Annotated in this window: 8 protein-coding genes and 1 pseudogene; 7 read left to right on the top strand and 2 right to left on the bottom strand. The window is 65.7% G+C overall.

From position 1 onward, the window contains the following. From AC1D00_RS22045 to AC1D00_RS22015, 7 genes and pseudogenes are all read left to right on the top strand, one after another. Window positions 1-239 (top strand): annotated as a pseudogene (locus AC1D00_RS22045) (MFS transporter); the annotation flags it as partial. Next, window positions 214-648, top strand: coding sequence for a fluoride efflux transporter CrcB (crcB, locus tag AC1D00_RS22040; RefSeq protein WP_135177376.1), 435 nt, complete (start codon window positions 214-216; stop codon window positions 646-648). The pseudogene AC1D00_RS22045 and the gene crcB (AC1D00_RS22040), both read left to right, overlap by 26 nt. A 6-nt stretch (window positions 649-654) precedes the next feature. Then, window positions 655-1080 (top strand): fluoride efflux transporter CrcB, encoded by a 426-nt coding sequence (gene crcB, locus AC1D00_RS22035; RefSeq protein ID WP_135177377.1) that lies wholly within the window; start codon window positions 655-657, stop codon window positions 1078-1080. A 2-nt stretch (window positions 1081-1082) separates the two neighbouring features. Beyond that, window positions 1083-1424, top strand: coding sequence for a DUF190 domain-containing protein (locus AC1D00_RS22030; protein WP_135177378.1), 342 nt, complete (start codon window positions 1083-1085; stop codon window positions 1422-1424). Between the two features lie 43 nt (window positions 1425-1467). Continuing rightward, window positions 1468-1773 (top strand): ATP-dependent Clp protease adapter ClpS, encoded by a 306-nt coding sequence (gene clpS / locus AC1D00_RS22025; protein ID WP_092188508.1) that lies wholly within the window; start codon window positions 1468-1470, stop codon window positions 1771-1773. Between the two features lie 100 nt (window positions 1774-1873). Beyond that, the gene (locus AC1D00_RS22020; protein WP_477012111.1) at window positions 1874-2908 is read left to right on the top strand and encodes an ABC transporter substrate-binding protein; all 1035 of its coding nucleotides are present in this window, start codon (window positions 1874-1876) and stop codon (window positions 2906-2908) included. Then, window positions 2905-4248, top strand: coding sequence for an FAD-dependent oxidoreductase (locus AC1D00_RS22015; RefSeq protein ID WP_477012110.1), 1344 nt, complete (start codon window positions 2905-2907; stop codon window positions 4246-4248). The genes AC1D00_RS22020 and AC1D00_RS22015 overlap by 4 nt, the downstream gene beginning before the upstream one ends. 74 nt (window positions 4249-4322) lie before the next feature. Here AC1D00_RS22015 and AC1D00_RS22010 read toward each other — a convergent pair whose 3' ends face one another. Both AC1D00_RS22010 and aroC read right to left on the bottom strand, forming a co-directional pair. Next, window positions 4323-5513 (bottom strand): adenylate/guanylate cyclase domain-containing protein, encoded by a 1191-nt coding sequence (locus AC1D00_RS22010; RefSeq protein WP_477012109.1) that lies wholly within the window; start codon window positions 5511-5513, stop codon window positions 4323-4325. A 139-nt stretch (window positions 5514-5652) separates the two neighbouring features. Beyond that, window positions 5653-6231 (bottom strand): chorismate synthase (aroC, locus tag AC1D00_RS22005; RefSeq protein ID WP_477012108.1); only part of this gene is annotated, 579 nt, incomplete at its 5' end.

The following is a 6231-nucleotide window of genomic DNA, read 5'->3' as shown; positions in this document are numbered from 1 at the left end:
CGCAAGGCCTGCTCTCGGCCCTCGTCGCCGATGCCGCGCCGCCAAGCTTGCGCGGCACCGCATTCGGCTATTTCAACCTGTTCACGGGCCTGGCACTGCTGGCCGCGAGCGTGATCGCAGGTGCGCTGTGGGACGCCTATGGTCCGGCCGGCACGTTCCTGGCAGGGCTCGGCTTCGCGCTGGTGTCGCTCGTGGGGCTGCTCGCCGTCGGCAATGGGCTGGCAGCGGAGGGCAAATGATGACGGGGAGTTGTTCATCGTGTTGAGCGGGGTGCTTGCCATTGTGATCGGCAGCGTGCTGGGCGGCTGTGCGCGCTATTTCATCTCCGGCGCGATCGCGCGGCGGCTGGGCGAGACGTTTCCGTGGGGCACCATGACCATCAACGTCACCGGCGCCTTCCTGATCGGCATTTTTGGCGCGCTGGCAACCCATCCCGGCTCGATGTTCGCCTCGCCCAATCCATGGCTGTTCGCGGTGACCGGTTTCCTCGGCTGCTACACCACGGTGTCCTCGTTCAGCCTGCAAACGCTGACGCTCGCCCGTAACGGCGAGCCCATGCATGCGCTCGGCAACGTCGCCTTCTCGGTCGGACTGTGCCTCGCCGCCGTCAGCTGCGGCTTCCTGCTCGCTGACGGTCTTGGAGGGTAGCGGCCGATGAATTCTCCCTCCGCCGAGCGCCGGCGCAGCGCGATGCTCTATGCCTGGGTTTCCGCCGGCAGCGTCGTCGGTGGCCTGACGCGCTATCTGGTCGGGCTCGCGCTCGTTACCGGTCCGGGCTTTCCCGTCGCGACCCTGTTCATCAATGCCACCGGCTCGCTGATCATCGGATTCTATGCGACGCTGACCGGCCCGGACGGCCGCATGCTGGCACGGCCCGAGCACCGGCAGTTCGTCATGACCGGGTTCTGCGGCGGCTACACCACCTTCTCGGCCTTCAGCCTGGAAACCTTCCGCCTGGTCCATGGCGGCATGAAATACACCGCGCTGGCCTATGTCGCCTCCTCCGTCGTCTGCTGGCTGGTGTCGGTCTGGCTCGGCCATATGATGGCGAGCCGCTACAACCGCTTGAGAAGGAGCTGACCATGCAAATTCCCAATCAGGCCGTTTCGCTCCGCATCTTCATCGGCGAGAGCGACCATTGCGACGGCAGGCCGCTCTATGAAGCGATCGTGATGAAGGCGCGCGAGCTGCACCTCGCCGGCGCCACCGTGCTGCGCGGTCCGATGGGGTTCGGCAAGTCGAGCCGGCTGCACACCTCGAAAATCCTGCGGCTCTCGGAAGACCTGCCGCTGCTGATCGAGATTGTCGACAGCGAGGACAACATCAACGCATTCCTGCCCATCCTGGATGGCATGATGTCGAGCGGGCTGATCACCTTGGAGAAGGTGCAGGTCCTGCAATATGGTGAGAGGGCCGCGAGCTGATCGCTCCGGCAGGAACCCGAGCCCGCCGTGTCCAGGAGGCGGAATGAACGACGCCGTCACCAAGCCGAAAACCAGGACCAAGACCAAGGTCGAGCGACCGAAGCTGCACAAGGTCATCCTGATCAACGACGACTACACGCCGCGCGAGTTCGTCACGATGATCCTCAAGGCCGAGTTCCGCATGACGGAAGATCAGGCCTACAAGGTGATGATCACGGCGCACAAGCTGGGCGCCTGCGTGGTCGCCGTGTTCACCAAGGACGTCGCCGAGACCAAGGCAACGCGCGCCACCGACGCCGGCCGCGCCAAGGGCTATCCGCTGCTGTTCACGACGGAGCCGGAGGAATAGGCCATCCGCGCCTTCCGACTTTGCATTCCCGCCGGAGATCGCCGACAATGCCGCAAAACCGGCGCAGGTCGGACAAAAAGCAAGGCGGGAAACGACGGAAGTGGGCATATCAATAAGAAGCTTCGCGACAAGAGGCCAACTGGTCCTGACGCTGGCGGCGATCGCCTTCTTCACCACCGGCGCGGCGCAAGCGGCCGAACGGGTCCGCATCGGGCTGTTGAAGCTCTCCTCGGCAGCCCCGTTGTTCCTCGCCAAGGAGCGTGGCTATTTCGAGCAGGAAGGGATCGAGGCCGATCTGAAATTCTTCGATGCCGCCGTGCCGATCGCGGTAGCCAGCGTCTCCGGCGACATCGACATCGGTTTCACCGGCTTCACGGCCGCCTTCTACAACCTCGCGGGCAAGGGCGGACTGAAGGTGGTTGCCGGCACGGCGCGCGAGGCACCCGGCTTCCAGAACACGGCCTATGTCGTCTCCAAGCGCGCATATGATTCGGGCCTGAAGACGCTGAAGGACTTGCCCGGCCATTCCGTCGGCATCACGCAAGTCGGCTCGACTTTCCATTATTCGCTCGGCCTGATCGCCGACAAGCTGAAATTCGACGTGACCTCCGTCCGGGTCGTTCCGCTGCAATCGCTGCCGAATGTCGCCGCGGCCATCAAGGGCGGCCAGCTTGACGCGGCACTCACCGCCACGACCACGATCAGCCCGGTGGTCGCCTCTGGCGATGCGATCGTGCTCGGCTTCGTCGGCGACGAGACGCCCTGGATGCTCGGCTGCGTCGTGGMTTCGACCGCGACGATCGAGAAGAACCGCAAGCTGGTCGAGAAGGTGCTGGCCGTCTATCGCCGCGGCGCCGACGACTATGCGCGCGTGCTGTTGAAGCGCGATGCGGACGGCAAATTCGCCCGCAGCGAGGAAGGTGACGCGATGCTTGCGATCATCTCCAAATACACCGAGCAGAAGGTCGAGCAGCTCCGCATCGGGCTGTCGGTCGTCGATCCCGCGCTCGACAGCGCCGACATCTCCCGCCAGATCGCCTGGTTCAAGCGTCAGAAGATGGTCGAACCCGATATCGATGCCGAGAAGATCATCGACAAATCCTTGGTCCCGGACCGGCCGACGGCGCCGAAATGACTGACGACAACGACAACAAGAACACGGAGCTACCCATGAGCGCGAGCGAAGTCACCGCGGGCACCAAAATCGTCCGGCGTGACGCGAACCAAAAACCGTCGCGCGTCGTCGCCGACATCTGCGTGGTCGGCTCGGGTGCGGCCGGCATGTCGGCGGCGATCGAGGGCGCGCGTGCCGGACGCAAGGTGGTGCTGGTCGACAGCCTGCCCGCGCTCGGCGGCCAGGCGGTCAACTCCATCATCRGCACCTTCTGCGGCCTGTTCTCGAACGGCAGCGACGGCTACCAGTTCACCCACGGTATCGCCGACGATCTCCTGGGCGACCTCGGTGCGCAGGAGAACGCGCTGTTCTACCGCCGCGGGCCGCACACCACCGTCGTCTATTACGACGAGGTCGCGCTCGGCCGCTGGGTCGAGAAGGCGATGCTTGCGGCCGGCGTCACCGTGATCGTCGGCGCCGTCATGCACAATGTCCGTGTCGCCGGCCGGCGCGTGACCGGGATCGATCTCTCCACCCGCTACGGTGACGTCGAGGTCGAGGCGAACGGCTTCGTCGACGCCTCCGGCGACGCCGCGCTGGTGTGGCAGGCGGGCTTTGCCTGCCGCGAGCCGGACGACGGCCCGATCTACGGCACGCAAATGCTGATCGTGGAGAATATCGACGAGAGCAAGGTGCCGAGCCGGGAGGAATTGCCGGCGCGCATGCGAGAGAAGGCCGGCGACTACGGTCTGTTGCGGCGCGAGGGCCTGTCCTTCGTCATTCCCGGGCGCGGCGTTGCCGCCATGAACATGACCCATGTCGAGACGCCACTGGAGCCGCTGGAGGCGAGCCGCAAGGGCATCGAGGGCAAGGACCAGGCCGACCGCGCCTTCGCCTTCCTCAGGAACGAATTCCCCGCCTGCTTCGGCAAGGCGCGCATCCGCGCCTATGGCTTTCCCGGAATCCGCCAGACGCGCTGGATCGTCGGCCGCCAGCAATTGTCGGTCGACGACGTCCGCGCCGGCACCAAATTCGAAGACGCGATCGGCCGCACGGCGTGGCCGATCGAACTGCACGACCACGGCTCCGGCCATCACTGGCACGTCTTCGACAAGGACCACGTCCACTATGTGCCGTTCGGCAGCCTGGCGCCGCAGGAAGCCGACAACATCGTCGCCGCCGGCCGCTGCATCGATGCCGACAAGGCCGCACTCTCCAGCGTTCGGGTGATGGGCCCCTGCATGGCAATGGGCGCCGCCGCTGCGCACGCGCTCGACCTCGCCGGCAGCGGCAGCGTGCATCAGATCGACATCGATGCGCTGAAGTGGCGCGTGCGCGACAATCTGGAGCGGACGGACTGAGATGCGCAGCAGCCAGGAGCGGTGGCCGTAGCTCTCTGCTCAGCCAACCGCCGTGATCGTCGATCTGGACGCCCTTAGGCCATCACCACCGGCGTCTCCTCGCCGAGCCCGTACACGCGCTGCGCCTTCGAAAACCCCGCGATCGGAAATTCGCCGAGCTCGCGCCAGTCGTGGCGGCAGGCGTTGGCGAAGACCTCCGAGACCACGACGGTGCGGCCAAGCCGGCCGGCGATCTTCTCCAGCCGCGCAGCGAGATTGACGGCGGGGCCGATGCAGGTGAAGTCCAGCCGGTTGCCGCCGCCGATATTGCCGTAGAGGATGTTGCCGACATGCAGCGCAACGCCGAAGCGGAAGCGCTCGACGACGTCGCCGACCGGGTGCGCGAGCGCTTCCACGCTGGCGCGGGACTCGCGCGCGGCTTCCAGCACGCGCGCGCAGACATGCGTGGCATCGCCGACATATTCGTCGATCGGAAACACCGCGAGCACGCCATCACCCATGAATTTCAGCACCTCGCCGCCATGGCCGCGGATCGCGGTCACCTGGCAGTCGAAGTAGTTGTTGAGGATCTCGACTACGGTCTCGGCCGGCAGCCGATCCGACAATGCGGTGAAGCCGCGCAAGTCAGAGAGCCAGATTGCCGCCTGCATGGTGTCGTTGTGGCCGCGGCGGATCTGGCCGCCGAGGATCCGCGCGCCGGCGCGGTTGCCGACATAGGTGTCGAGCAGCATCTCGGCGGTACGGCGCAGGCTGATGATCTCGCTGACGCGCGCGAGCGGCGTCACGATGGAGCGGATCGCCGCGATGTCGTCGTCGCTGAAGCCGCCGGGATGGCGCGTGACCCAGCTCGTCGCGTGGATCGAGCCGTCGAGATAGTGCATCGGCATCGCGAGGTAGTCGGTCACGCCTTCGGCGCGCATGTCGTCGAGGAACGGAAACCGCCTGCTGTCCGGATCGTCCATCCGTCCCCGGACCTCCAGCCCCTCCTCGAACACGATCCGGAGCGGGCTCCGGGCGAATTCGGGCGTGTCCAGGATATCGAAATCGACGGTGCCGATCTCGACCTTCTGGCCCTGCCGCCAGATGAAGTTGCGGCCAAAGATTTCCGGATGCAGCGTGCGGATGAAGATGCCGAACCGCGACAGCGGCAGGCCGGCCGCGACCAGATGCTCGCAGACCTCGGCGATCATCTCGGAAGGGGTCCCGGACGACCTCGCACCGTCGATCAGCCAGTTGGTGATGCGCTGGATCTCGGAGTTTTGCATGGCCGCATTTGCGGACGAAGTTTTGGGAACGTCAAGCTGCGCGGTGGGCTAGTACCGCGACATTGTAGCGGGCGCATGATCTGTTCGGAAAATCGCTTCACACTTTTCCCGATCATGCACTAACGCCTCACCCCCTGCTCTAGCGTCCCACCTGCCCGCGATCCCGAATGAAATGATCGGCCAGCACGCAGGCCATCATGGCCTCGCCGACGGGGACGGCGCGGATGCCGACGCAGGGGTCGTGGCGGCCCTTGGTGAAGATCTCGGTATCAGCGCCCTTGCGATCCACGGTGAGACGCGGCTGGAGGATCGACGAGGTCGGCTTCACCGCGAAGCGCACCACGATCGGCTGCCCCGTGGAGATGCCGCCCAGCACGCCGCCGGCGTGGTTGGACAGGAAACGCGTGCCGTCATTGCCGGTGCGCATCTCGTCGGCGTTCTCTTCGCCCGTCAGCTCGGCCGCGCCGAAGCCGGCACCGATCTCGACGCCCTTCACGGCGTTGATGGTCATCATCGCACCCGCCAGATCGGAATCGAGCTTGGCGTAGATCGGCGCGCCGAGACCCGCGGGCACGCCTTCGGCGACGATCTCGAGCACCGCGCCGATCGAGGAGCCGCTCTTGCGGATGCCGTCGAGATAGGTCTCGAAGAACGCCGCCTTGTCCTTGTCGGGACAGAAGAACGGGTTCCTGGCGATCTCGTCCCACTCCCACTTCTC

Source organism: Bradyrhizobium sp. P2_E8 (assembly GCF_056403875.1).
The sequence above is the reverse complement of the archived record's forward strand: the minus strand, read 5'-3'. Positions and strand labels throughout refer to the sequence as shown.